General features: G+C 53.3%; 22 protein-coding genes. 2 read left to right on the top strand and 20 right to left on the bottom strand.

Features of this window, described 5'->3' with window-relative positions; all coding sequences use genetic code 11:
• Positions 1-141: 141 nt before the first annotated feature.
• The 5 genes from narI to VRC33_RS17735 form a co-directional block, all read right to left on the bottom strand.
• Complete coding sequence (gene narI / locus VRC33_RS17715) at positions 142-819, bottom strand: respiratory nitrate reductase subunit gamma (protein WP_338557707.1); 678 nt, start codon at positions 817-819, stop codon at positions 142-144.
• A gap of 2 nt (positions 820-821) precedes the next feature.
• A complete protein-coding gene (gene narJ, locus VRC33_RS17720) occupies positions 822-1,544 on the bottom strand; it encodes a nitrate reductase molybdenum cofactor assembly chaperone (RefSeq protein WP_338557708.1) in 723 nt (240 codons plus the stop codon).
• On the bottom strand, positions 1,541-3,085 hold the full coding sequence (gene narH, locus VRC33_RS17725; RefSeq protein ID WP_338557709.1) for a nitrate reductase subunit beta: 1,545 nt from the start codon (positions 3,083-3,085) through the stop codon (positions 1,541-1,543). The genes narJ and narH overlap by 4 nt, the downstream gene beginning before the upstream one ends.
• Entirely contained in the window at positions 3,082-6,843 is a 3,762-nt protein-coding gene (locus tag VRC33_RS17730) for a nitrate reductase subunit alpha (RefSeq protein ID WP_338557712.1), read from the bottom strand. The genes narH and VRC33_RS17730 overlap by 4 nt, the downstream gene beginning before the upstream one ends.
• Before the next feature lie 310 nt (positions 6,844-7,153).
• Positions 7,154-8,548, bottom strand: a complete 1,395-nt coding sequence (locus VRC33_RS17735) for a NarK family nitrate/nitrite MFS transporter (protein ID WP_338557714.1) — start codon at positions 8,546-8,548, stop codon at positions 7,154-7,156.
• Positions 8,549-8,916: 368 nt separating this feature from the next.
• Here VRC33_RS17735 and narL point away from each other — a divergent pair, with 368 nt between their 5' ends.
• Together narL and gspS are read left to right on the top strand one after the other, a co-directional pair.
• The gene (narL, locus tag VRC33_RS17740; protein WP_338564336.1) at positions 8,917-9,516 is read left to right on the top strand and encodes a two-component system response regulator NarL; all 600 of its coding nucleotides are present in this window, start codon (positions 8,917-8,919) and stop codon (positions 9,514-9,516) included.
• An 88-nt stretch (positions 9,517-9,604) separates the two neighbouring features.
• Positions 9,605-9,991, top strand: a complete 387-nt coding sequence (gene gspS, locus VRC33_RS17745; RefSeq protein ID WP_338557718.1) for a type II secretion system pilot lipoprotein GspS — start codon at positions 9,605-9,607, stop codon at positions 9,989-9,991.
• 34 nt (positions 9,992-10,025) lie between these two features.
• Here gspS and VRC33_RS17750 read toward each other — a convergent pair whose 3' ends face one another.
• The 15 genes from VRC33_RS17750 to VRC33_RS17820 all read right to left on the bottom strand — a co-directional run bounded on the left by VRC33_RS17750 (position 10,026) and on the right by VRC33_RS17820 (position 22,390).
• Positions 10,026-10,817 (bottom strand): prepilin peptidase, encoded by a 792-nt coding sequence (locus tag VRC33_RS17750; protein WP_338557720.1) that lies wholly within the window; start codon positions 10,815-10,817, stop codon positions 10,026-10,028.
• Entirely contained in the window at positions 10,817-11,284 is a 468-nt protein-coding gene (gene gspM / locus VRC33_RS17755; RefSeq protein ID WP_338557721.1) for a type II secretion system protein GspM, read from the bottom strand. Before gspM ends, VRC33_RS17750 begins: the two co-directional genes overlap by 1 nt.
• Before the next feature lie 192 nt (positions 11,285-11,476).
• The gene (gene gspL / locus VRC33_RS17760) at positions 11,477-12,433 is read right to left on the bottom strand and encodes a type II secretion system protein GspL (RefSeq protein WP_338557723.1); all 957 of its coding nucleotides are present in this window, start codon (positions 12,431-12,433) and stop codon (positions 11,477-11,479) included.
• A gap of 16 nt (positions 12,434-12,449) precedes the next feature.
• Positions 12,450-12,881, bottom strand: coding sequence for a type II secretion system protein GspK (locus VRC33_RS17765; RefSeq protein WP_338557725.1), 432 nt, complete (start codon positions 12,879-12,881; stop codon positions 12,450-12,452).
• 61 nt (positions 12,882-12,942) lie between these two features.
• Positions 12,943-13,362, bottom strand: coding sequence for a hypothetical protein (locus tag VRC33_RS17770; protein ID WP_338557728.1), 420 nt, complete (start codon positions 13,360-13,362; stop codon positions 12,943-12,945).
• A 20-nt stretch (positions 13,363-13,382) separates the two neighbouring features.
• Positions 13,383-13,814, bottom strand: coding sequence for a type II secretion system protein GspJ (locus tag VRC33_RS17775; protein ID WP_338557729.1), 432 nt, complete (start codon positions 13,812-13,814; stop codon positions 13,383-13,385).
• Positions 13,815-13,816: 2 nt separating this feature from the next.
• Positions 13,817-13,984, bottom strand: a complete 168-nt coding sequence (locus VRC33_RS17780; protein WP_338557730.1) for a prepilin-type N-terminal cleavage/methylation domain-containing protein — start codon at positions 13,982-13,984, stop codon at positions 13,817-13,819.
• The gene (gene gspI, locus VRC33_RS17785) at positions 13,981-14,343 is read right to left on the bottom strand and encodes a type II secretion system minor pseudopilin GspI (RefSeq protein ID WP_338557731.1); all 363 of its coding nucleotides are present in this window, start codon (positions 14,341-14,343) and stop codon (positions 13,981-13,983) included. Before gspI ends, VRC33_RS17780 begins: the two co-directional genes overlap by 4 nt.
• A complete protein-coding gene (locus tag VRC33_RS17790; RefSeq protein WP_338557732.1) occupies positions 14,340-14,906 on the bottom strand; it encodes a prepilin-type N-terminal cleavage/methylation domain-containing protein in 567 nt (188 codons plus the stop codon). Before VRC33_RS17790 ends, gspI begins: the two co-directional genes overlap by 4 nt.
• A complete protein-coding gene (gene gspG, locus VRC33_RS17795) occupies positions 14,899-15,327 on the bottom strand; it encodes a type II secretion system major pseudopilin GspG (protein ID WP_338557733.1) in 429 nt (142 codons plus the stop codon). The genes VRC33_RS17790 and gspG overlap by 8 nt, the downstream gene beginning before the upstream one ends.
• 20 nt (positions 15,328-15,347) lie before the next feature.
• Positions 15,348-16,553 carry a type II secretion system inner membrane protein GspF gene (gspF, locus tag VRC33_RS17800; RefSeq protein WP_338576800.1) on the bottom strand — a complete coding sequence of 402 codons (1,206 nt, stop codon included), beginning with the start codon at positions 16,551-16,553 and terminating at the stop codon, positions 15,348-15,350.
• 3 nt (positions 16,554-16,556) lie between these two features.
• On the bottom strand, positions 16,557-18,026 hold the full coding sequence (gspE, locus tag VRC33_RS17805) for a type II secretion system ATPase GspE (protein WP_338557734.1): 1,470 nt from the start codon (positions 18,024-18,026) through the stop codon (positions 16,557-16,559).
• A complete protein-coding gene (gene gspD / locus VRC33_RS17810; protein WP_338564338.1) occupies positions 18,023-19,966 on the bottom strand; it encodes a type II secretion system secretin GspD in 1,944 nt (647 codons plus the stop codon). The genes gspE and gspD overlap by 4 nt, the downstream gene beginning before the upstream one ends.
• Before the next feature lie 95 nt (positions 19,967-20,061).
• Complete coding sequence (locus VRC33_RS17815; protein ID WP_338557735.1) at positions 20,062-20,556, bottom strand: type II secretion system protein N; 495 nt, start codon at positions 20,554-20,556, stop codon at positions 20,062-20,064.
• Positions 20,557-20,629: 73 nt separating this feature from the next.
• Positions 20,630-22,390, bottom strand: a complete 1,761-nt coding sequence (locus VRC33_RS17820; RefSeq protein ID WP_338557736.1) for a glycoside hydrolase family 18 protein — start codon at positions 22,388-22,390, stop codon at positions 20,630-20,632.
• Between the last annotated feature and the right edge of the window lie 387 nt (positions 22,391-22,777).

Below are 22,777 nucleotides of genomic sequence, written 5' to 3' on the forward strand. Positions count from 1 at the left end.
GCATGACAGGTAATCCCCCTGCCTGGCGTGACAGGCTCTGTCCTGCACGCTCAAAGCACGCCTTCATTCTCCGGCTGTTCAGACTTTATGTATCACCAGCGAAATACTGTACGACCGATCGTGATGTTTTTCAGCGGTCACCTAGCGGCGGTTACGCACCAGCTGATAACGGCGGGTCAGATATTCCACCGGCGCGCTCCAGATATGCACCAGACGGCAGAACGGGAACAGCAGGAACAGCGTCATGCCCAGTACCATATGCAGGCGAAATATTGGTGCCACGCCTTCAAGATGCTGAGAAGCACCGCCGTGGAAAGTCACCACCGCCTGCGCCCAGGCCACCAGCTTCATCATCTCGCTGCCGTCCAGATGCTGGGCGGAGAACGGGATGGTCAGCAGTCCCAGAGTGACCTGAACCACCAGCAGCGTCATAATCAAAATATCGCCGAAGCTACTGGTGGCTCTGATGCGGGGATTAAACAGGCGACGTTTTAACAACAAAGCCCCACCCACCAGCGTCAGCAAGCCACAAATTCCACCGGCGATCATCGCCAGCTTCTGTTTCACATCAATCGGCAGGAAGGCTTGGTACATCCAGTGTGGCGTCAGCATGCCCACAATGTGCCCGAAGAAGATGCCAATGATGCCGATATGGAACAGATTCGAGGCCAGGCGCATCCCTTTTTTATCCAGCATCTGGCTTGAACCTGCCCGCCAGCTGTACTGACCGTAGTCGTAACGCAGCCAGCTACCGATCAGGAAAACGGCTCCCGCCAGATAGGGATAGATGTCGAAAAAGAACTGAGATAAATAGTGCATGATTAATGTCCTGTGGATCGTGAAGTGGCCTGCGCCACATCCAGATACTGGGGTGCTACCGCCCCGGCAAAACGTCGCTGGTGCGCAGACTGCTGTGCAGAGGCGCATCCCTGCTCACCAAGGAACCTGACCTGCTCCTCTTCCCAGACGGCATCCAGCGCGGCGGGGGTATCATCGCGGGCTTCTTTCCCAACCTGAGACTCAAGGGCTTCTGCCCTGATACCGGAGTGGGAAAGCGACAGCAACGCGTCAAATAACAGCGCATAAGGGCTTTCGCGCTGGAGTAAGCGCGCGGCCAGCAGGGCCAGAATCGGCGCAATATCCTGCAACCCACCGCGGGCACGTTCGGTGGAACCATTCCCCAGATACTCCAGGTAGAGCGGCAGATAATCCGGCAGCTCTTTTGAATCCAGCTCCAGGCCATCCGCCCGGTACTGGTCCAGCAGATCAACCATTGCCTGGCCGCGATCGCGTGACTCGCCGTGCACATGTTCAAACAGCAGCAGCGAGGTAGCCCGGCCACGATCGAACAGCTCGCAGTAGTCCGCCTGCACATCCAGCAACGGACGGGTGCAGAAATCGGTAATGAACTTTACCAGCCCTGAAAGGTGTGGCTGATCCAGTTCCGCCGCCTGCTCCAGCGCCTCAATGACATCCTGATAATGATCGAACAGATCCCGATCCGGATAATCCAGCAGGCGACCGATTGCGCGTAAGGTGATCATGAGCGATCCTCCTGCGGCGGCGTTTTACGGCCCACATCGATGGCATCAATACGGCGGCTGTTGAACAGGTTGAATTTGCTGTCGCTGCCGTGGCAGCCGTCGCCGAAGCTGAAGCCGCAGCTCTTGCTTTCCGGGAAGGCTTCACGGGCCAGTTCACGGTGGCTGGAAGGCACCACGAAGCGATCTTCGTAGTTAGCAATGGCCAGATAGCGGTACATCTCCTGCGCCTGTGCCTCTGTCAGCCCTACCTGTTCCAGCGCGCGGGTATCCACTTCGCCGTCGACAGTTTCCGCACGTTTGTAGTGACGCATCGCCAGCATACGTTTCAGAGCCAGCAGCACCGGGGCGGTATCGCCAGCGGTCAGCAGGTTCGCCAGATACTGCACCGGAATACGCAGGCTCCCGACGTCTGGCAGCACACCGCTGTGCCCCAGCTCACCCGCATCGGCCACGGACTGAATTGGCGACAGCGGTGGCACGTACCACACCATTGGCAGCGTGCGGTATTCAGGATGCAGCGGCAGCGCCAGCTTCCAGTCCATCGCCATTTTGTACACCGGCGAACGCTGAGCGGCATCAATCACGCTGTGCGGGATACCGTCGGCCAGCGCCTGCTCAATCACCGCCGGATCGTTGGGATCCAGGAAGATATCCAGCTGGCGCTGATAGAGATCTTTCTCGTTCTCTGCCGAAGCCGCCTGCTCGATACGATCGGCGTCATACAGCAGCACGCCCAGATAACGAATACGGCCCACGCAGGTTTCGGAACAGACCGTTGGCTGGCCTGCTTCAATGCGGGGATAGCAGAAGATGCATTTCTCAGACTTGCCGCTCTTCCAGTTAAAGTAGATTTTTTTATACGGGCAGCCGGTCAGGCACATCCGCCAGCCACGGCATTTGTCCTGATCGATCAGCACGATGCCATCTTCGCCACGCTTGTAGATAGCGCCACTTGGACAGGTCGCCACGCACGCCGGATTAAGGCAATGCTCGCAAAGGCGCGGCAGATACATCATGAAAGTGTTTTCAAACTGGCCGTACATCTCTTTCTGGATATTATCGAAATTCTTGTCTGCGGAGCGTTTGGAGAACTCACCGCCCAGGATCTCTTCCCAGTTGGGGCCGTTTTCGATCTTCTTCATCCGCTTACCGGTGATCAACGACCGGGGACGGGCGATCGGCTGGTGTTTCCCTGCCGGTGCCGTGTGCAGATTCTGGTAATCAAAATCAAACGGCTCGTAATAGTCATCCAGCGCCGGGACATCGGGGTTAGCAAAGATTTTGGACAACAGGCCGATGCGGCTGCCCATACGCGGCTCCAGCTTGCCGTTGATCTTGCGGATCCAGCCGCCTTTCCACTTCTGCTGGTCTTCCCAGGCATGGGGATAACCCACGCCAGGCTTGCTTTCTACGTTGTTGAACCAGGCATATTCCATGCCTTCACGACTGGTCCAGACGTTTTTACAGGTGACCGAACAGGTGTGGCATCCGATGCATTTGTCCAGGTTCAGCACCATGCCGACTTGCGAACGAATTTTCATGCCTTACTCTCCTGCTGGCTGCCCTGGCAATCGTCGGTGCCTTCACCGTCTAACCAGTCGATGTTGTTCATTTTTCTGACCACCACGAACTCGTCGCGGTTGGACCCTACGGTGCCGTAATAGTTGAAGCCATAGGACTGCTGCGCATAGCCGCCGATCATATGGGTCGGTTTAGGACAGGTGCGCGTCACCGAGTTATGGATGCCGCCGCGCTGGCTGGTGATTTCCGATCCCGGAATATTCACAATACGTTCCTGGGCGTGATACATCATCGTCATCCCGGCGGGAACACGCTGGCTGACCACCGCACGAGCCGTCAGTGCGCCGTTGGCGTTGAAGGCTTCAATCCAGTCGTTGTCCTCAATCCCCAGCTCTTTCGCATCATCTTCACTCATCCAGACAATCGGCCCACCACGCGACAGCGTCAGCATCAGCAGGTTGTCGCTGTAGGTTGAGTGGATGCCCCATTTCTGGTGCGGCGTCAGGAAGTTCAGCGCCTTCTCAGGATTGCCGTTGGGCTTCTGATTCAGCAGCGGTTTTGCCGCGCGGGTATCAATCGGTGGACGGTACACCAGCAGGCTTTCGCCGAAGGCACGCATCCATTCGTGATCCTGATAAAGCTGCTGGCGGCCGCTCAGCGTGCGCCAGGGGATCAGCTCGTGCACGTTGGTGTAGCAGGCGTTATAGGAGACGTGTTCATCTTCCAGGCCAGACCAGGTCGGGCTTGAGATGATTTTGCGTGGCTGCGCCTGAATATCGCGGAAGCGGATTTTTTCATCTTCTTTATTCAGTGCCAGATGAGTGTGGTCGCGCCCGGTAATTTCGCTCAGGGCCTGCCAGGCTTTCACCGCTACCTGACCATTAGTTTCCGGGGCCAGAGAAAGGATCACTTCGGCCGCATCAATGGCGCTGTCGATATTAGGGCGTCCGGCTGCCGGGCCATCGGCTTTGACGTAGTTAAGCTGCTTCAGGAAGTCGACTTCGGTCTGGGTATTCCAGCCGATGCCTTTCCCGCCGTTGCCCAGCTTGTCCATTAAAGGCCCCAGAGAGGTGAAGCGCTCATAGGTGGCCGGATAGTCACGCTCAACCACGATAATGTGCGGCGCGGTTTTCCCCGGGATCAGCTCACATTCGCCTTTCTTCCAGTCTTTCACATCAAAAGCCTGAGCGAGTTCCGCCGGAGAGTCATGCTGCACCGGCAGCGTCACCACATCGGTTTCCTGCCCCAGATGACCCACGCACAGTTCAGAGAAGGTTTTGGCAATCCCTTTATAGATTTCCCAGTCGCTTTTTGACTCCCAGGCTGGATCAACCGCAGCGGAGAGCGGATGAATAAACGGATGCATATCCGAGGTATTCATATCGTCTTTTTCATACCAGGTGGCGGTAGGCAGCACGATATCGGAGTAGAGACAGGTGCTGGACATACGGAAATCCAGCGTCACGACCAGATCCAGTTTTCCTTCACCGCCCTGATCCTGCCACTCCACTTCTTCCGGCTTCACGCTCCCCTGCGCACCCAGGTCTTTACCCTGAATGCCATTCTCGGTGCCCAGCAGGTATTTCAGCATGTACTCATGCCCTTTACCGGAGGAGCCGAGCAGGTTGGAGCGCCAGACAAACAGGTTTCTTGGGAAGTTTTTCGGATCGTCCGGCTGCTCTGCGGCAAAGCGCAGCGTACCCTGCTTCAGGTTTTCGACGGTGTAATCAACCGGAGACAGGCCTGCAGCTTTCGCCTGAGCAGCAATGTGCAGCGGGTTAGTGTCCAGCTGAGGGGCGGAAGGCAGCCAGCCCATCCGTTCGGAGCGAACGTTGAAATCAATCAGGCTGCCGCTGTAGCGGGTTTTATCCGCCAGCGGAGAAAGCAGCTCATCGGTGGTGACCGTTTCATAACGCCACTGGCTGGAGTGGTTATAGAAGAAGGAGGTGCTGTTCATATGGCGCGGGGGACGCTGCCAGTCCAGCGCAAACGCCAGCGGCGTCCAGCCGGTTTGCGGTCGCAGCTTTTCCTGGCCCACATAGTGCGCCCAGCCGCCGCCGCTCTGCCCTACGCAACCGCAGAACACCAGCATGTTGATCAGACCCCGGTAGTTCATGTCCATGTGATACCAGTGGTTCATCCCGGCACCGACGATGATCATCGAACGACCACGGGTTTTTTCGGCGTTTTCGGCAAACTCACGGGCAATACGGATGATGTTCTGGCGCGACACGCCGGTGATCTGCTCTGCCCAGGCCGGGCTGTAAGCTTTCACTTCGTCATAACTGTTCGCGCAATTGTCGTCGTTCAGGCCGCGATCCAGCCCGTAGTTCGCCAGCGTCAGATCGTAAACGCTGGTGACCAGTCCTTCACTGCCGTCGGCCAGCTGCAGCCGTTTAACCGGCAGCTTGTGCAGCAGGATCTCTTCCAGCGCCACGCTGTTGAAATTCTCACTGGTGATGCCGCCGAAGTACGGGAAGCCCACCTCGACCACCTCATCGTGGCTGCCCAGCAGGCTGAGCTGCAGCTCGACTTCCTGCTGCATTTTGCCTTCGCGGGACTCCAGGTTCCATTTGCCTTTTTCGCCCCAGCGGAAGCCAATCGATCCCTGCGGGGCCACCAGCTCGCCATCCGCCTGATTTATGGCGATGGTTTTCCATTCAGGGTTATTTTCCTGACCCAGACCATCCACCAAATCACTGGCGCGTAACTGGCGACCGGCGGCGTAATGGCCTCCTTCACGCGGTTCCAGCAATACCAGCATTGGCATATCGGTGTAGCGCCTGACGTAGTCGCGGAAATAGCCCACTTCACGGTCAAGGTGGAACTCTTTCAGCATCACATGGCCCATCGCCAGCGCCATAGCGCTGTCCGTGCCCTGTTTCGGATTCAGCCACTGGTCACAAAGCTTGGCGACTTCCGCATAGTCCGGGGTGATCGCTACCGTTTTCGTGCCTTTGTAGCGCACTTCCGTAAAGAAGTGGGCATCCGGCGTACGGGTCTGAGGCACGTTAGAACCCCAGGCAATAATGTAGGAGGAGTTGTACCAGTCTGCCGACTCCGGCACGTCCGTCTGCTCACCCCAGGTCATCGGGGAAGCGGGCGGCAGGTCGCAATACCAGTCATAGAAGCTCAGGCAGGCCCCGCCAATCAGCGAAAGGTAGCGGGCACCTGCGGCGTAGGAAACCATCGACATCGCCGGGATCGGCGAGAAGCCCATGATACGGTCCGGACCAAAGGTTTTGGCGGTGTAGATGTTTGAAGCGGCGATCAGCTCATTGACTTCCTGCCAGCTGGAGCGGACAAAACCGCCGCGGCCACGAGCCACCTTGTAGCTTTTCGCTTTCTCTGGATTGCTGACGATTGAACCCCATGCATCAACCGGATCGCTGTGCTGCGTCTTCGCTTCGCGCCAGAGTTTGATCAGCTTTTTACGCATCAGCGGATACTTCAGGCGGTTGGCGCTGTAGAGATACCAGGAGTAGCTGGCGCCGCGTGGGCAGCCGCGTGGCTCATGGTTGGGTAAATCCGGGCGGGTGCGGGGATAGTCTGTCTGCTGGGTTTCCCAGGTGACCAGACCATTTTTCACGTAAATCTTCCAGCTACAGGAGCCGGTGCAGTTCACGCCGTGCGTGGAGCGCACAATTTTGTCATGCTGCCAGCGGCTGCGGTAGCCATCTTCCCAGTCACGGTTGGTGTTGAGTGTCTGGCCATGAGTGCCAGCAAATGGTTCTGCTACCTGTTTGAAGTAGCGGAACCGATCCAGAAACTTGCTCATCCGGAATTCTCCTGAAGGCTTACTATTATTAGGTGTGAAACCACGACATTGCTTAATCTGCGAGCAGGGTACTGAGGCCCGACCAGCCGCAGATTGATAACGATCAACAGATAACGGTCCTGAACCTGAGTGTTTTAGTCGGAATACCCCTAAAGGAGGAGTGAAAAACTGCCAGGCAATTGTTTGTTTTGAAACAGAAAAATCGTCTTCCCTGACAACTTTCCTGCCTTACTCAGCATTACCCGGCTCTTTAGGAGTAGAAACGCCTGAAACCGCTTCAGAGCTCTCTTAAAAGTCGCGTTACCTGCTCTCAGCCCGCCTTTCTGCGCCCATACACCACCCAGGTGATCACCACGCAAAGCACGTAAAACGCCAGGAACATTTTCATCGCGCCAGCGGGTGAACCGGTCATTGCCAGCGACATGCCAAACATCTGTGGGATAAAGAAACCGCCAGCGGCACCAATGGCTGAAATGAACCCCAGCGCGGCAGAGGTTTCAGTAACGGCTTCGCGCTGCGCCAGCTCGTCACTGCCGCCCTGCGCTTTTACCCGTTCCAGCGTGTTTTTGCGGAAGATCACCGCGATCATCTGGAAAGTCGATCCGCTACCCAGCCCGGCATTGACAAACAGCACCATGAAAATGCTGTAGAAGGCGATAAACGAGCCTGGCTGGCCTTCGCCTGGCAGAGTCATAAACAGCAGGCCGCTGAAGATCGCCATCACCACGAAATTGATCAGCGTGACGCGTACGCCACCAAACCGGTCCGAAAGCATGCCGCCAACTGAACGGGCCAGCGCCCCCAGGAAAGGACCAAAGAAGGCATATTTCAGGATCACCACATCCGGGAACTGGGTTTTGGAGAGCATGGCAAAACCGGCGGAAAAGCCGATAAAAGAGCCAAAGGTCGCCAGGTACAACACTGCCAGAATCCACAGATGGCCGCGTTTAAGCACCGGCAACTGCTCACGCAGGGAGGATTTTGAAGAGGCCAGGTCATTCATCCCGAACCAGGCTAACAGCGTTCCGGCAATCAGGAAGGGCACCCAGATCCAGGCAGCATTCTCCAGCCAGATAGCTTCACCGTTGGCCGTAACCTGAGAGCCACCGCCGAACAGGCTGAAGATGCCGAAAGAGACGGCCAGCGGGGCAAAGAACTGCATCACGCTGACGCCCAGGTTACCTAACCCGCCGTTGATACCCAGCGCACTTCCCTGCTTAGCCTTTGGGAAAAAGAAGCTGATATTGCCCATGCTGGAAGCAAAGTTTGCCCCGGCACACCCGCACAGCAGCGCGATCACGATGAAAGTGGAAAATGACGTTGCCGGATCCTGTACGGCAAAGCCCAGCCACAGGCAGGGAACCAGCAGAATAGCGGTACTGAATGCTGTCCAGCGACGGCCACCAAAGATCGGGATAACAAAAGAGTAAGGCACCCGCAGCAGCGCACAGGCTATGGAAGGCACAGCCGTCAGAAGAAACAGCTGTTCGGTGGTAAAATGAAAGCCCACCTTATTCAGGTTAACGGTGATGGCACTGAACAGCATCCAGACGCAGAAAGCGAGCAGCAGACAGAACACGGAAATCCACAGATTGCGGCTGGCAATACGCCGGCCACGCTGCTGCCAGAATTCGGCATCCTCAGGCTGCCAGTCCTGAATAACCCCGCCGCCTTTAACGGGGGGCAAAGAAGTGATTTGCGACATAATATTCTCGTCATCAGAGGGAAAATTTCGGACATCCTGCTTATCCCCTCTCTTCGTGAGGTTGATGCAAATCAACGAGTCATCAGGTAGTTCTTAAGACTTTGAGCCTGGCGTCTCCAAAAGAGGTAGGACTTTATCCGAAAATAACCTGCTGTTAATCATCGTTTTTGGCCCCTTTGATCTGCACTATACTTAACCAGTTATTGCGGTGGGAAATTAGGAGTTACCCCTTAAGTGGTATAGGGATAATTTATTCCATCCGTAAAATACCGGCCTGATACTGCACTCCCTACTCCGTTACCGATACAGAAAGGATCTCAGCCGTGAATGAAACAGCCGCCACCATACTCCTGATTGATGATCACCCGATGCTGCGCAACGGCGTGAAACAACTGATTGAGCTGGACGATCGGTTAGAGGTCGTTGCGGAAGCAGGCAATGGCACCCTGGGTGTGGCACTGGCAGAGGAGCATGATCCTGATTTGATTCTGCTGGATTTGAATATGCCGGGTATGAACGGGCTGGATACGCTGGTGCAGCTACGCACCATCGAGCTGTCGGGCCGTATCGTGGTATTCAGCGTCTCAAACCATGAAGATGATGTGGTGAACGCCCTCAAGCGCGGCGCTGATGGTTATCTGCTGAAAGATATGGAGCCTGAAGAGTTACTTAAATCGCTGCATCAGGCCGCTGCCGGGCAGATGGTGCTCAGTGAAACGCTGACCAATGTGCTGGTCGCCAGCCTGCGGGAAAACCGTCCGGCCGAGGAGCGCGATATTGAGCAACTCACCCGCCGCGAGCGCGATATTCTTAAATTAATCACGCAGGGAATGACCAATAAAGCGATCGCCCGTAAGCTTTCTATTACCGAAAGCACCGTAAAAGTTCACGTAAAACACCTGCTGAAGAAAATGAAACTGAAATCGCGGGTGGAAGCGGCGGTCTGGGCTTTACAGAGCGGGCATTAATGGAAAAAGCTTTTAGTTTTTCAGAGTAATAAATTACTATTACCCCGCGCATCGGGCGATAAAATATATTCAGATCAGGAAGATCATTATGAAAATTCAGCCAGGGACTCTCCCCACAATAATCCTTATTACGCTCGCCACCCTACTCAGTGGATGTCAGCAAACATCAAGAAAAGATCCGGATCCCGCAACACAGATTGATCAGATATCTTCGCTGGTTGCGGGCAGTCATTATCTGCGGGAAGAGTGTGGAAGAAATGATATTCCTGCGGATGGAATATTACTTTCGAATGCCTTCAGCCAGGCCGGTAAAAAAGGCTGGAATACTCGGGCGCCGGAATATAAAGAACTCATGGTGGCAATCGGGCAAAAGAAAGCGCTGATCGTAAATGACCGCACGCAACCCCGCGAGAAATGTCAGAAATTGCAGGCTGCATTAGCCAGGTTCGTTGCCGGCTCCCAGCAACGCTCCTGAAGAGATCGGGTTCCCCTAAGGGGGAGCCCGGCAGTCAGACAAAATGGAAGATCAGACCCGCCACTGCCAGACAGGGGCCAAATGGCAGCTCATCACTGAGCGATTTTTTCCCGATCAGCCTGACTGCCAGGGTTCCCAGAATGCCAAGGCTGGCGGACAGCAGTAAAATAGCGGGTAGTTGAGACCATCCGGACCAGGCACCCAGTGCCGCCAGCAGTTTTAAATCTCCGCCGCCCAGCCCCTCCCGCCCCGTAAGGCCATAAAAAACCCAGTAAAGCACCCACAGAGAAAGGTAACCCGCCATCGCGCCATAGAGGGCCTCTTTCAGGCCCTGCTCTCCTTCTCCGGCAAGGGCATGAAACAGCAGGCCGCCCCAGAGCAGGGACAGAGTCAGCATATCTGGCAGCAGCATATAACGCAGGTCAATCAGCGTAAGCGCAAACAGCATCCCACAGAAAAACAGCGAGAAGCAGAGGGTGAATAAATCTGCATTAAAATATGCCATCACTACCGCCAACAGCATAAACAGGGTTTCAGTAAGCGGATAGCGGCAGCTGATTTCAGCCTGGCAAAAATGACACCTCCCTCGCAGCGCCAGCCAGCTGATAACGGGGACGTTATGATACCAGCGCAGGGATGTATGACATTCCGGACACTGCGAATGGGGCAGGAAAAGATTGTACTGATGATGATTATCATTGATAACCATCAGCGGCACACGGTGAATGAGAACCGTGAGAAAACTGCCGATACTGGCACCCAAAAAAGCGACCAGTAGATAACTCAGGGCGAAAGTATTCACCGGGAAATACCACCAGTCTTCCATTAGTCTGTTTCCCGCAGCAAGATCTGAATATTTTTCTCTTCCGGATTAAACACCACTTTCTCAACCAAAATGTTCTGCTGAGTTTCCAGCCCCACCAGCCAGGCGATCAGCGGATATAAAGATTGTTCGCCCGTTGTCAGTGCCAGCCGTCCCGCCCCGAGATCCTGACTGGCAATGATTGAGAGCGGCTCCGGAAGTTGGGTCTGAATGCGCTGAATCAGCGAACCTTCTTTTTTGCTCTGCCTGAAACCCGTCGCCTCAAGATCCGGACGACGGCTCTCCACCCAACGCAACTCCCGTTCTGCTTTAAACAGTTTCTGCTGGCTTTGCATTTGATAGTTAACCAGAGGTTCAAATACCCCCCATTTTCCTGTCAACGCCAGAAGGATGATAACCAGCATAATTAACAGCGCTTTTTCCCGCTTATTACGTGAGTGCCACCAGACTCTGACGGGTTTATTATTCATTTTCCCTCCTTGTGATAACCACCTGTACGGTGTTTATTTCGTCACCCTGCTCTGCAGTAATGATCAGACTTTCCGTAGCATATTCATCAGCAAGCATCCTCAGATTCTCAGGGGCATTTTCAATAATCAGTGATAATTGCTGCCGATTTCCATCCCAGTTGAAACGGGTAATATTGCCCTGCTGAATCCCCTTCAGAAAGGCATGACTCTCTTCCAGAATGGCGGATAGCCCGCGGGATGATGAAGCGGGAAATGTGCCGGAAAGCCTCTCCTGCAGCCAGCGCTGGGGGGCGCATCATCAGGGATATCAAGAAGATATTCACGAATCAGCTGACGGCTGATGGCCGTTAAATTTTGCGCCTGTAACTGCTGATAATAGCCTTGAAAAAATGGCAAACCGGTGAGCAGCAGCAGGGAGACCAGTGAAGTCATCACCAGGGCTTTAAACCCTAATAAGCCCGTGACCACCACTCTGGGTTGAAAGCTTCCGCTCAGAAAAGAGGGTGACTGGGGCGGATTGTCCAGCAGAAGAGCCATCACAGGTTTTTCAGGCGCCGCCTGCCAGCCTGCAATGTCCGGCACCGGAGCGCTGCAACAGTGCACCGATTCCCCGCTGGCAACGGCCTGCCATATCACTTCCAGGTTCTCTTCGCGGGCACAAAAACCCGCGCCAGTGCGGTGTCTGACCAGCCATTCATGCTCAAACTTTACCGCTGTCCGGCAGGGAATGGCCATCACATCAGGGTGAACAGCATCAGGCATTATTCCCGCCGCCTGTAGCTGCTGCAGCCAGTCAGCCAGCAGTGATTTATCCACCGCAGCAACGCTGTATCCCTCTTCATCCTGGGACAGGATAACGGCATGAAGGGACTCCACCTCGGTGAATAACTCCCCTTCAATCTGCCAGAGTAAGGTGTGAGCAGAGGGCTTTTTTAATCTGGTGGCTGGCACTATCCGCGCGAACAGCACGCGGCTTGCCGGAATAAGAAAAGTGATCTGGCAATGCTCCGTCGCCAGCGGCAACGTGTCTGTGCCCATCCGGCCCTGTGAATAGTGGCCGGAACGGGAACGATAAGCCCATGAGAAGGCCACACCTTTCTCATGGGCCGCCCTTAAAACAAGACTTCCCTTAAGGTTTGTTTTACTCAATTTGGAATTCTCTCCTTTAATCACTCATGCCGAACTGACGTCGGAAGACGTTAAATTTCTCTTCAGAACGGCGTACCCAACTGCGTAGTGGGTAAAGTTGCCTGCCGTGGCGCTCAATTTTTATTTCAAAGAATTCGGTGTTCAGAGCGAGATACGCTTGTGCTTTTACCATCTGAGCGCCTACCCCCTGGGGTGACTGACCTTTTTTCAGCGCTTCCAGCGTCGCCCATCCCGCCTTTGGCCGGGTATCCAGCAGGTTTTTCACTTCCTCAGCGCTCAGTGGAAGGTTAAGCAGGGCGGAAAGCAGCAGTGCCTGAGAAGGCTGAAGGCCGTTGACGTTGATCCGCAGGCGGGTATCGGGCAGCGCGCAAAGCTGACCGGCTAAAGCCTGCCACTGCTGACGATTAAGGGATTTCATTGCCCGTAGCTCGCTGATATCGGCAAACATTCGCCCGCTGATTTGCGCACTCTCTTTGATCTCACTGAGAATTTGCTCCGCTACGGTTTCATCACTGCCGGTAGCGATCAGTAAACGCAGGAAGATCTGTTCCGGAAAAGGCCGGGGGGCTGGTCGGCATCCTGCGCCTCCCCCTCCTCTCTTTTTCTCGCGCTTCTTTTTTCTCAGCAAGATAAAACAGCGAATTGAGATTAAAACAGGCCTGCAGATCCCGGATCACAACGGTGAATGTGTGGCCATCAGACTGTAAATCGGGCTGTCTTCCTGCCAGTGAAGGAGCCATCACCGGGGCAGAAAGCAGCGCGGAATAATGGTGCACCATGACGGATTCCGCACTCAGCAGCAGCCATTTGTCCTTTAATTGCTGTTGCAGGGTGCGGCTGCGGCTGAAAACGTGGAACCACTGCTCCTGGGTGGCCACGACTATCGTGGCCAGGGTCGCTATCATCAGCAGCACCATTAAGAGTGCCATCCCCTGCTGTTTCCTTGTTTTCACCTCTCCCCCGCGATCGGAATAATGCGTTGCAGCCTGCCGTACTGTGGCGTGACCAGGGTGATTTCCACCGCTTCAGGCAAAGTATCCGCAGAAGACCAGCCGGTATGCCATTCCCTGTTACTGCCGAATCTCAGATTAAATTCGCTGACAGGTTCAAAGATGATCTCCTCGCTGAAAGGCTGTGCTGTCCCCACCTGGCGTTCAAAAGCGGAAGTTGTACGCAGTAATTTGTTGTTTTTCACCTGCCAGGCAACCCACTCCAGCGAGGAACGGGCAAGATAACCTCCCGGATTAATTTTGTTTGCCCGTAACAGCGTGATAAAGCTGTTGCTCCCCCTCTGTGGGCCACTGCTGAATTCTGCCGGCGGATTGCGGTTCTCACCTGCCCGCCTGCGGGCTATGGCCTGGCCGAAATCCTGATCCAGCAATGCTACTGCCCGTTGTAATGCAGTGAAGGCTTCCGCCTTTTCCTGCAGTTGCTCTTTCCCCCGCAGCCCCCCTGAATCAGCTCAATGCCGGCGATCGCAATCAACGAAAAGACCATCAGCGCCACCATCATTTCAAGCAGGGTGAATCCTTTATGCTGTTGATTGCTCATAAAGAAACCTGCAAAAAATTCAGTGAGAAGAGGATTGTTTGCCGCTTTTCCACCGGCGAAACGTCAATCTGCACCCGCTGAATGCCTTCATAGCTGGTGGCATAACTCTGCCAGCGCAGAGAAAACTGTCGGTTTCCAGCCTCACTGATTTTTTCCTGTGCTGATCCCTTTGATTGCAGCGATCCCATTCTGATTTGCACAGCAAGATTCTCCGCCATCCATGCTGCGAACTGTTGCTCTTCCAGTCGGCTAAGGTTACGGAGTTTTTCTGTGCCGCTGTTCAGTAAAGCGATGCCTGCCACCGCCAGAATCACCATTGCGATCATCGTTTCAAGCAGGGTCATCCCACGCGAGTTCATGGTGACTTATCTCCTTTTCCCGCCGGGACAAATTCAGTTTTTCCGTGCCGGTAAATAACCGCACCGCTTTTCTCCCCGCGATAAAATAGGCCAAGGGTGAAATCACTCTTTTCCCCGCCGGGAAGAAAAATAAGCTGAGGCTCCTCACCACGACTGGCCTCCACCGGATTCAGCATCAGCGCATTGTTTTCCACGCTAAGCCGCAGGCTTATTTCCTCTGGCAGAGTAAAGAACAGCCTGCGCTTCAGATAGCTGACCTGGTGCCACGCATAGCCTGGCCATATTTCGCTCTGCACGCCCTGCGGCGCGTTCCGGGCCAGCTCCACCATCCGCAGGCCGTTGCTGTAAACCACTGCGGCATACACCCGCCCTTCCAGCACGGCGCGCTGGGATATCGATCGCAATTCCAGCGCCAGCTTGTCCCCCGTACGGTGAGGATTCAGGCCCGGACGGGTGAGCATGACCAGGGAGGCGACGCCGGCGAGCAGCAGCATCACCAGCATCAGCTCCAGTAGCGTGAAGCCTTTGCCCCTGCGGTCCATCGCTACAGGGCTGTTACTCATCCAGCTGCCAGTTGGCGATGTTATCCTCACCTTCAACGCCCCCAGGCCCAAAAGAGTAAATATCCAGCGTGCCGTGCTGTCCCGGGCTTTTGAGTTGGTAAGGATTTCCCCAGGGATCTTTAGGCAGGCGACGAACATAGCCGTCATCGCGGTAATTCCGCGGAATGGGGGCAATCTCAGGTTTTTTCACCAACGCCTTCAAGCCCTGCGCAGTGGAGGGATAGATATTATTGTCCAGCCGGTACATCTCCAGGGCATTTTCCAGCGTGACAATGTCGCTGAGCGCTTTTTGCCTGTCGGCTTTGTCCTTATTCCCCATTAAGCTGGGAAGCATCAGGCTGGCCAGCACGCCTAAAATCACTACGACGATCATTATTTCAAGAAGCGTGAAGCCTCTCTGATTTTGCTTTCTCTGCTGCATCTCTTCATCCTTTGAAAAAACTATCCCATTAAACTGTTTAACTGCATTATTGGTTGCAAAATCGACAGTACGATAAAAAAAACCATCCCTGCCATAGTGATAACCAGCAGCGGAGTTAACAGACTGACCAGAGTGGTTATCTGCGTCAGTAATGCCTGCTCCTGAATATCGGCCGCATGCCCCAGCATCGCATCCAGTTCGCCGCTGCTCTCACCTGAAGCGATCATATGCCGCATCATGGGCGACAGCAGGCCCGTCTGTGAAAGCGAGCCTGATAAATCCGATCCCTCCCGCACGCGCGCTTCTGCCTGTTGTAACTGCCTGCTGGCATAACGGTTGCCGACCACGCTGGCGCTGATCTGCATCGCCTCAAGCAGGGGCACCGCACTGGCGCTGAGTATGCTGAGCGTTTTGGCATAGCGGGCCATATTCAGACTCAGCGCAATTTTTCCCATTAGCGGAATACGCAGAGAGGCACGATCCCAGCGCTCGCGGTATTCAGGATCTTTGAGCAGGTGTTTAGCCACCAGCCCAAGCGTTGCAGCAATCGCCAGGAACCAGCCGCCTCCTGCCTGCACACCTTCACTTATGCACATCAAAATACGGGTGGTCAGAGGTAATTCAGACTGCAGATAAACGAATTGCTCAATGACTTTGGGCACCACCGAGGTCAGCAAAATGGCGATAACCCCCATAGCGACCAGGGTCAGCATCAGCGGATAGATCAGCGCCTGAGTTAATTTGCTTTTGATTTTCTGGCTTTGTTCCGCGTGATCCGCGAGGCGCGCCAGCACCAGCGGGAGTTTTCCTGACGACTCCCCCGCTGCCACCAGCGCGCAGAAAAAGGCGCTGAAGGTCTTTGGCTGAAATTTCAGCGCCTCGTAAAAGGAGAGTCCTTCCAGCACATGCTGGCGGAGCTGCTGAACGATCCTGCTGTGGGAGGGCTTTTCACACTGTTGTGAAAGCGCCAGTAAAGCATCTTCCAGCGGCAATGAGGCTCCCAGCAGAGTAGCCAGCTGTCGGGTGATCAGGACTAAATCGCTTCCCCGCAAGGCGGCTCCCCTGGTACAGAAGGGTCGGGGGCGAGGCTCGCGCACCTCTTTTATCGCCGTCACCACCAGATTGCGTTCCTGCAACGCCTGACGCGCCGCGCGTTGCGACTGGCCCTCAAGGTAGCCCCGCGTTTTTTTCCCCTGATGATCTACAGCGACATAGCGGTATTTCATCGCTTAATCCAGCCTCGTAACGCGGCTCACTTCTTCCAGCGAAGTGATCCCGGCCAGCACCTTCTGCCAGCCGTCGTGCCGGATCGGGGATGTTGAATCACGAAGAAGCACTTCGAGGCAATCCTCACTTTTTTCCTGCGCAATGGCCTGCCGGAGTTTGGTATCGATCAGCACCAGCTCGTGAATGCCCGTTCGTCCCCGATACCCTCCCTGATTACAGGCTTCACAGCCTGCCGGCTGATAAACCCGCACGAGCCCGTCTGTATGGCAGGGGAACCCCAACTGATGGATCTGTTCAGGGGTAAGGTCAACCGGCTGCCGGCAGTGGGGGCATAATGTTCTGACCAGACGCTGTGCCAGAATCCCGGAGAGTGAACTGGCCAGCAGAAAAGACTCCACGCCCATATCCCGCAGTCGGCCAATAGCCCCAATGGCGGTGTTGGTGTGCAGCGTGGATAACACCAGATGTCCGGTCAGGGAAGCCTGTACGGCAATTTTGGCTGTTTCGGTATCGCGGATTTCGCCAATCATCACTACGTCAGGATCCTGCCGTAAAATGGCCCTTAACCCGCGGGCAAAGGTCATATCCACTTTAGTATTCACCTGAGTCTGCCCGATCCCTTCGAGCTCATATTCGATCGGATCTTCAACGGTCATAATGTTGCGATCCTGGGAGTTAATCTGGCTTAATGCGGCATAGAGCGTGGTGCTTTTTCCCGACCCGGTAGGGCCAGTGACCAGGAGTATGCCGTGGGGGCTCTTAAGTAAGTCAGCCATGCTTTCGCGCTTCGGCGCGTCCATGCCAAGCTGAGCCAGTTCAAGCTGAACGGCATTTTTATCCAGGACTCGCAGCACCAGCCGTTCGCCATGCCGTGAAGGCAAAGTGGAAACACGGACATCGACGGAACGCCCCCCGATACGCAAGGCGATACGTCCGTCCTGCGGCAGGCGTTTCTCGGCAATGTCCAGTCTGGCCATAACCTTGATCCTTGAGATCAGCACCGCAGTTAGCTGGCGGGGAGGCGTCAGGACAGGCCGTAAAACACCATCGACCCGAAAACGGATCGTCAACTTACGTTCACCAGGCTCAACGTGAATATCTGAGGCCCCCTCTTTAATCGCTTCACCCAGCATGGCATTGATAAAGCGAATCACCGGGGCACCATCATCACAGTCGAGCAGATCTTCATCCTCCGGCAGGGATTCAGCAAGCTGGAAGAAATCCACATCATTGCCGAGATTTTCAATCATCTGCCGTGTCTGTGAAGCATCCTGCTGATAGGCCTCAATAATCCGCCGGGTAAATTCTTCATCCGTTAACCGTTGCAGTGAACAGGATGGCGCGATTCTTACCGCTTCTTCTATCGCCCGGGCGCTGGCCTGCTGGCGAAAAAAGAGCCAGCCTCCGTTTTCAGGTGAGTAAAAAACCCCGGATCTTTGTACCTGAGCAAAGGGAAACAGCCCGGCACTCATTGTGGCCGTCCGGCATAAAAGTCGTCGATATTTGCCAGGATCTGCTCAAGCCCTGCTCCGTCGCCCATCAGCCCCGTTTCTTCATCAACCGACTGCTGAATTTTTTGGTCGGCTACCGACTTCAAATCCTGCTGATTGAATTTACTGCGGGATTGCTGACTTATGCGGCTGTATTCCCCTTGCTCACGGATAATGGTCGGGCGAATAAACAGCATCAGATTACGTTTGGAGACCTTTTTAGTCGTCGCGCCAAACAGATATTTCAAAATGGGAATATTGCCCAAAACCGGGACTTTATTATTTGAATTGTTGTTACTGGTATCCAGTAAACCGCCCACCACAACGGTATTGCCCGTCCCCACCAGCACCGCATTTCGCACTACACGGGTATCAAATGTCGGGCCCAGGTCGCTGCTGATCCCGGTTTCAGAAACGCTGGAAACCTCCTGTTCGATATTCAGCATCACAGAGTCACCCTTGTTAATTTGGGGCGTCACTTTTAACTTAATCCCGACGCTCTTCCTTTCAACGGTGTTGTAAACATTATCGCCGGAGGTGGTCTGAGAGCCGGTGAGCACCGGCACTTCCTGGCCGACGGTGAATTCCGCTTCAATATTATCCAGCGTCACAATACTGGGGGTGGCCAGGATATTATTCTGGCTGTTGGTTTGCAGAGCCGAAAGCAATCCGGCCCAGTTTCCGCGATAAAAACCGGCTGCCAGTCCTGACATCCCCGAGAGGGCGTTGACCATTCCCTTGCCGGGAATGGTGGTCACTGAGCTGCCGGTAGCCGCGAAATTAGTCCCACCGCCGTGCGTATTCATCCACTGAATACCAAAGTTCAGCCCTTCAGCATCTGAAACTTCAACAATCACCGCTTCCACCAGAACCTGTGCCCGCCGGATATCCAGTTTGGCGATAACGGACTCCATATCTTTTAAAAGGTGCTGGGGACCGGTGATAATCAGTGCGTTAGTCTCTTCATCAGCTTTGATTGTCAGCTCGCTACTGGCCACCGAATTGATAACCACGGGAGAGTTTTCATTGGGCGTTACCGGTTTGCTGCTGGTAATCCCGGTGAGAACATTTAACAGGTTCTTTGCTTTAGCATATTCAAGATAGATAACGCGGGTGTTACCTGATTGAGATGCGCCTCGTTGCTGATCCAGCTTTTTCAGCGTTTTGATCATTCTGGCTCTGGACTGATCGTCGCCGGTGACCAGGATCGAGTTGGTTCTTTCATCTGCCACCGCAGTTGCATAAATTCGCCCACCCTGAGTATTCCCACCGCCAGAATTATTGCCCTGTAACGATGAAGCCAGGTTAGCCACTTCAGCAGCGGAAGCATTGTTAAGATGGAGGGTTTCAACCTGAAAATCCGCCTGGGCGTCCACATTTTCGATAAGCGCGACCAGTTGATTAACAACGGCAGCGCGGCCGGTCATCAGGATAACGTTGGCGGGATCGTAGTGAATAATACTGCCTTCAGCCGCGTTGTTGAGTTGGCGTAACAAGGGGGCCAGCTCACGACCTGAAACATTATGCAGGGGAGTAATTCTGACAATGATCTCATCACCGTCGGGAACGTCATTACCGGTGGCCAGATGCATCCCGGCGGATTTGGCATTATGTTCGGGGATCACTTTGAGTGCGCCACCCGGCGTCGTCATCACCGCATAACCATAAACATTCAGAACGCTGAGAAAAAACTGGTAGTACTGCTCGTTATCCATCTCTTCATAGCTCCGGACGCTAATGGCGCCCGTTACCGAAGGATCGAGAATGATTGTTTTATCGAGGTTTTTACTTACGGTATCAATAAACTCCTGGATGTCGGTATTTTTAAAGTTCGCTGAAAGGCCTTCCGCGGAAACGGCTGGTGAAAACAGTGAAAAGGTCAGCGTTGACACGAGCGTCAGCACTCTGAAAGGGTATTTTATCTTTAATAAACCAACACAAAAGTTCAACTACACGCCCTCATCCTGAGTTCATTTCCCTGATTCACCTGCCCCATCCGGGTCAGGTGAAATATTAGCTATTCTTTAATATGCAAGGTTTCGTAATAGCCACTGTTATTAATAACGACCACATCGCGAAAAATCTTAACTATTTTTATCTTGTTTTGCTCAATGTAATCACCACAACGATAACTCTGCTGCTGATTATCCACCATGACCACGGCAATCGCGTTTTTACACCCTTCCCCACTTAATGTCCCCATCAGCCGATCGGCTGAATGACTTTCCGGAGCCTGAATCAGAATCTGCTCTGCGGGGACTTCTGCGCCAACTTTCCACGGGCTGGGGACTTTTATTGTTGCCTCTTTGATTACCCTGAGTTCACTCAGGTTAACAGAGTGACCTGTCGCCACGGCCTTTTGCGCCTTTGACATATGACTTTCTGGTTGATCCTTTATAAGGGTGCTGAAAGGGCGAAAAAAGATCGCTCCTGTCAGCGTTACCACTAAAGAGATCAACAAACAGAACACAATATTAAAGTTACGCTTATTCAATTGACCTCCCTGTAACATCAATAACTTTCATCCCGGCAATAAAATAGCAGGAGGTCTGCGATGAGGCCTCCTGCCAGATCAAACTAACTGATTAAAATGCGGCTTTCTTCAGATAAAGTTGCTTAAGCTGATTACCGTAACTGGTACCAGGTGCACCACTAACCAGACTGACCTCAATTTTGTCGCCACTCTTCACTGGCGTTTTCATCATAAAGGCTTTTTGTCCGGCGGTAGTGTTCACATTATAAGAGTAGTAATGCACACCGTTATAGGATTCACCAATATAGGTATCATTCTTCCTGATAATGATGCGGTTTTTCCCTTTATACACGGATTCAGGCAGCGTGACCGTCACGCCTTCTGCAGTGACTTTCACACTGTTCAGATTGATATCCGGCACTTTTATCATCTTCTCAGTGACTGTCAATTTGGCCAGGTTACGAAGGGTATTCATTACTATCGTGTTTCCCGGTTGCCCCTTATGGAGGTCAACGGTTATCACATCCCTTGCTTTGAGGTCAGTGGTGAAACTGATTGCAACATCCCCTGCAGCAGCTTCCGCAGCATTAGTGGTTTTAGCCGAATAGTAACTTTTGCCGGCATAAATTTCGCCCAGGTAGTTACCGTTCTTTTTAACAATAATGCGATTTTCACTTTTAAAGACTTCATCTGGAATATTGACCATTACCGTACCGGGAGTAACGGAGAGGCTGCTGATGATCGCCCCGCCCTCAGCGGCACGCTGGGCCGCTTCACGCATCTGCTCAATATAGGTAACTTGTTCAGCCACACTCTTTTGCTCAGAATTTGCCCCTACAGTCCAGACAAAGAGGCCACCATACCCCTTCTGAGCCTGCCACTCACTTCTGCTGATGTTATTCCTCCATGTTTCAACAAAGTTGGCATCCGGCCCCCATTGCGAGTTAATGGTATTACCCAGCAAAACTTTTGAGGCATCCCCTACTGCTTTAGCATAATTGGCCATTGCAGTCTGATATTTAAAATTCGGGCCTGCGTCATAGGTCATGACGTTAAAGGAATCAAAAAGATTTTTCCCTTTTTTCAGCAGTTCGGTGACTTCACCATTGTGTTCCGAACGCTTACTCTCCGTGAAGGAACAGCCTTCGAACACGGTATTGTCAGAACATTCTTTTGGATCGGCCCCGACGTGATAGGTGGTCAGACTTAACTTATAATATTCAACTTTTTCATGGGCTGTAAGTTCACGGATACGGGTAACCAGCTTAAGGAGATCGTCACTCTCTTTTTCCGTCAGACGCGCGCCTTTTTCAAAGTCGAAATCGATCCCATCAAGGAAAACAATCCCGGCCTGTTGATAAGTGGTCATATCACAGACGGTATGGTTCCAGTTATAGTTCAGGCATTCGCCAATTTTTTCATAGGGCTTTAAATTCTTCTTATAAACGGGGAAAGGTATATCCAGCAGTTTGACTAAATTCTGTGCCACTTTCTCGCGTTTTTCAGGCGTATCAATGTGTGACCACATCTCCTCATAACTTTGCCCGCCAAAAGCTAACATCATTTTCTTTTTAGGGTTGGCATGTTTGGCCTGAGTCCAGGTGATATAAGATGTTGGCATCCACCAGGGGTCATAGTCGGGCACTGTGGCAATGCCATCTGAGGTTTCAATAACGCCATTGGCATCCCATTTCGCAAAAGCCAGCAGGAAAGTATCTATTTTAGAATTTTGTATAACTGCGGCATCACCGTCAGTTAAACCCCAGGAGGTCAGATAGCTGACCGTTTGGTTGGCGGCAGGGGTATCAGCAGCCAGAATGGGCTGCGTGAATAATGCCGAACCGACCAGTAAGGCTAAAAATGATTTTTTCAATGTAAGACTCCCTTTACATTTTATAACGTTTCAAAAACCAGTAGCTTAATCATCCTGTTTGATGAATGCGTCTGGCTTTGGCAGGCATGCGGTGACTGACGTCAGAAAATCACCGCACGGACTTCTTAGAAAGAGATCCCACCTATTTATAAACATCCTGAAGATTCTCTTTCGGCGTAAATTATTAGCGTCACAATTATTATGAGAAGCGATAGTTATGTTTTACAATTCGTTAGTTAATTTTTTATGATAAATTATGTAAAATAATCTGGCGATTTTGGTTATGAGTGAAAATTAACACAACACCCTAATAAATAACTCTACTACTCTCTTACCGGACAGGCAGTTATAGTAGCCAAAACAACTTCCCTTACAATTAATCCGCGC

Source organism: Erwinia sp. E_sp_B01_1, assembly GCF_036865545.1.
GTDB lineage: Bacteria > Pseudomonadota > Gammaproteobacteria > Enterobacterales > Enterobacteriaceae > Erwinia.